This window comes from Cellulophaga sp. 3_MG-2023 (assembly GCF_030546975.1).
GTDB lineage: Bacteria > Bacteroidota > Bacteroidia > Flavobacteriales > Flavobacteriaceae > Cellulophaga.
In genome coordinates this window covers 2,501-5,293 of sequence record NZ_JAUOPS010000014.1, presented here as the reverse complement: position 1 = coordinate 5,293, position 2,793 = coordinate 2,501, and the positions used below count along the sequence as shown (strand labels likewise).

2 tRNA genes and 2 rRNA genes (1 of these 4 running past the window's edge) are annotated in these 2,793 nt (G+C 44.5%); all 4 read left to right on the top strand.

Annotation, left to right across the window (positions count from 1 at the left end):
* Positions 1 to 247 precede the first annotated feature (247 nt).
* Positions 248 to 1,767: ribosomal RNA gene (locus tag Q4487_RS17000) — 16S ribosomal RNA — on the top strand.
* Positions 1,768 to 1,882: 115 nt separating this feature from the next.
* A tRNA-Ile gene (locus tag Q4487_RS16995) sits at positions 1,883 to 1,956 on the top strand.
* A 181-nt stretch (positions 1,957 to 2,137) separates the two neighbouring features.
* Positions 2,138 to 2,211, top strand: a tRNA-Ala gene (locus Q4487_RS16990).
* 147 nt (positions 2,212 to 2,358) lie between these two features.
* Positions 2,359 to 2,793: ribosomal RNA gene (locus Q4487_RS16985) — 23S ribosomal RNA — on the top strand; it runs 2,396 nt beyond the window's last position.
* Together the 16S and 23S rRNA genes with 2 tRNA genes alongside form the textbook arrangement of a ribosomal RNA operon.

Below are 2,793 nucleotides of genomic sequence, written 5' to 3'. Positions count from 1 at the left end.
TTTTGTCAGTTTAAAAAAACGTTTTACATTTGCAACCGCTTTCAGAGAGGGCAAAACGATAAGAAATTTTGGAATGATTTGTTTTGAGAATCAGCTAGTTCGAGTCTAGTATTTCTACAAGAATTAAAAGTTCATTTGACATATTGAAGAGACAGCAAAATAATACTACTTGTAGTGTTATTGAATTAAAAAAGAGAATGAGTTTAGTTGAAGACGATTTTAGGTTGTTAAGAATATTTACAAAACAACGATGAAGAGTTTGATCCTGGCTCAGGATGAACGCTAGCGGCAGGCTTAACACATGCAAGTCGAGGGGTAACAGAGGAGCTTGCTTCTGCTGACGACCGGCGCACGGGTGCGTAACGCGTATACAATCTGCCTTGCACTAAGGGATAGCCCAGAGAAATTTGGATTAATACCTTATAGTTTATTAAGATGGCATCATTTTAATAATAAAGATTACGGTGTAAGATGAGTATGCGTACCATTAGTTTGTTGGTAAGGTAACGGCTTACCAAGACTACGATGGTTAGGGGCCCTGAGAGGGGGATCCCCCACACTGGTACTGAGACACGGACCAGACTCCTACGGGAGGCAGCAGTGAGGAATATTGGACAATGGAGGAGACTCTGATCCAGCCATGCCGCGTGCAGGAAGACGGTCCTATGGATTGTAAACTGCTTTTATACAGGAAGAATAAGGACTACGTGTAGTCTGGTGACGGTACTGTAAGAATAAGGACCGGCTAACTCCGTGCCAGCAGCCGCGGTAATACGGAGGGTCCGAGCGTTATCCGGAATTATTGGGTTTAAAGGGTCCGTAGGCGGGCCATTAAGTCAGGGGTGAAAGTTTGCAGCTCAACTGTAGAATTGCCTTTGATACTGATGGTCTTGAATTATTGTGAAGTGGTTAGAATATGTAGTGTAGCGGTGAAATGCATAGATATTACATAGAATACCGATTGCGAAGGCAGATCACTAACAATATATTGACGCTGATGGACGAAAGCGTGGGTAGCGAACAGGATTAGATACCCTGGTAGTCCACGCCGTAAACGATGGATACTAGCTGTGTGGTTTTCGGACTGCGCGGCCAAGCGAAAGTGATAAGTATCCCACCTGGGGAGTACGTTCGCAAGAATGAAACTCAAAGGAATTGACGGGGGCCCGCACAAGCGGTGGAGCATGTGGTTTAATTCGATGATACGCGAGGAACCTTACCAGGGCTTAAATGTAGATTGACAGGTTTAGAGATAGACTTTCCTTCGGGCAATTTACAAGGTGCTGCATGGTTGTCGTCAGCTCGTGCCGTGAGGTGTCAGGTTAAGTCCTATAACGAGCGCAACCCCTGTTGTTAGTTACCAGCACATTATGGTGGGGACTCTAGCAAGACTGCCGGTGCAAACCGTGAGGAAGGTGGGGATGACGTCAAATCATCACGGCCCTTACGTCCTGGGCCACACACGTGCTACAATGGTAGGTACAGAGAGCAGCCACTTAGCGATAAGGAGCGAATCTATAAAACCTATCACAGTTCGGATCGGAGTCTGCAACTCGACTCCGTGAAGCTGGAATCGCTAGTAATCGGATATCAGCCATGATCCGGTGAATACGTTCCCGGGCCTTGTACACACCGCCCGTCAAGCCATGGAAGCTGGGGGTACCTGAAGTTCGTCACCGCAAGGAGCGACCTAGGGTAAAACTGGTAACTAGGGCTAAGTCGTAACAAGGTAGCCGTACCGGAAGGTGCGGCTGGAACACCTCCTTTCTAGAGAAAGACGACCGTTACATATTAGATTATGTAGTAAAAATTTAGTTATAATTAGATTTATTTTCTTTTTTCGCTGTCACTTCAAAATATTAAGATACAACAACTAAGATTGAGTCCCATAGCTCAGCTGGTTAGAGCGCTACACTGATAATGTAGAGGTCGGCAGTTCGAGTCTGCCTGGGACTACTAAGTAATGCTTATCAAGAGTAAGGTTTACAAAAGTAGTTAGGGTAAATGAAGAGGCTATAGTTGCTTAGTTTGGTTGTATTGAGATAACATTATAAACGTAATGTAGAAGGAAATTCTGGAAGTTGAGTAGTAGTTGGCAGTACTAACTACAAGCTACTATATACTACTTTTAGTATATGGGGGATTAGCTCAGCTGGCTAGAGCGCCTGCCTTGCACGCAGGAGGTCATCGGTTCGACTCCGATATTCTCCACTATTCAGTATTGTACTGAAAAACGTTCATTGACATATTGGGACATTGTGTATAATTACCACAGGGGTAATTATCACGATAAGAAATAAAAAGAATACGAAATAGAGAAGAGCAAGAGGCTATTAGATATTTGTAAAGTATCTAGTAGTGACAAGTTATAAAAGGGCGTATGGGGAATGCCTAGGCTCTCAGAGGCGAAGAAGGACGCGATAAGCTGCGAAAATTTGCGGGGATCAGCACATATGATATGATCCGCAAGTATCCGAATGGGGCAACCCGGCATATTGAAGATATGTCATCTCGAAAGAGAAGCAAACCCGGAGAACTGAAACATCTAAGTACCCGGAGGAGGAGAAAACAAAAGTGATTCCGTTAGTAGTGGCGAGCGAACGCGGATTAGTCCAAACCAATATTGTTTCGGCAATATTGGGGTTGTAGGACCACGACATTTGGTGTGTTATGAATTAGAATACGTTGGAAAGCGTAGCAGTATCAGGTGATAGCCCTGTATAAGTAAAGACCATTACCGATAGTGGTATCCTGAGTAGCACGGGGCACGTGAAACCTTGTGTGAATTTGGCG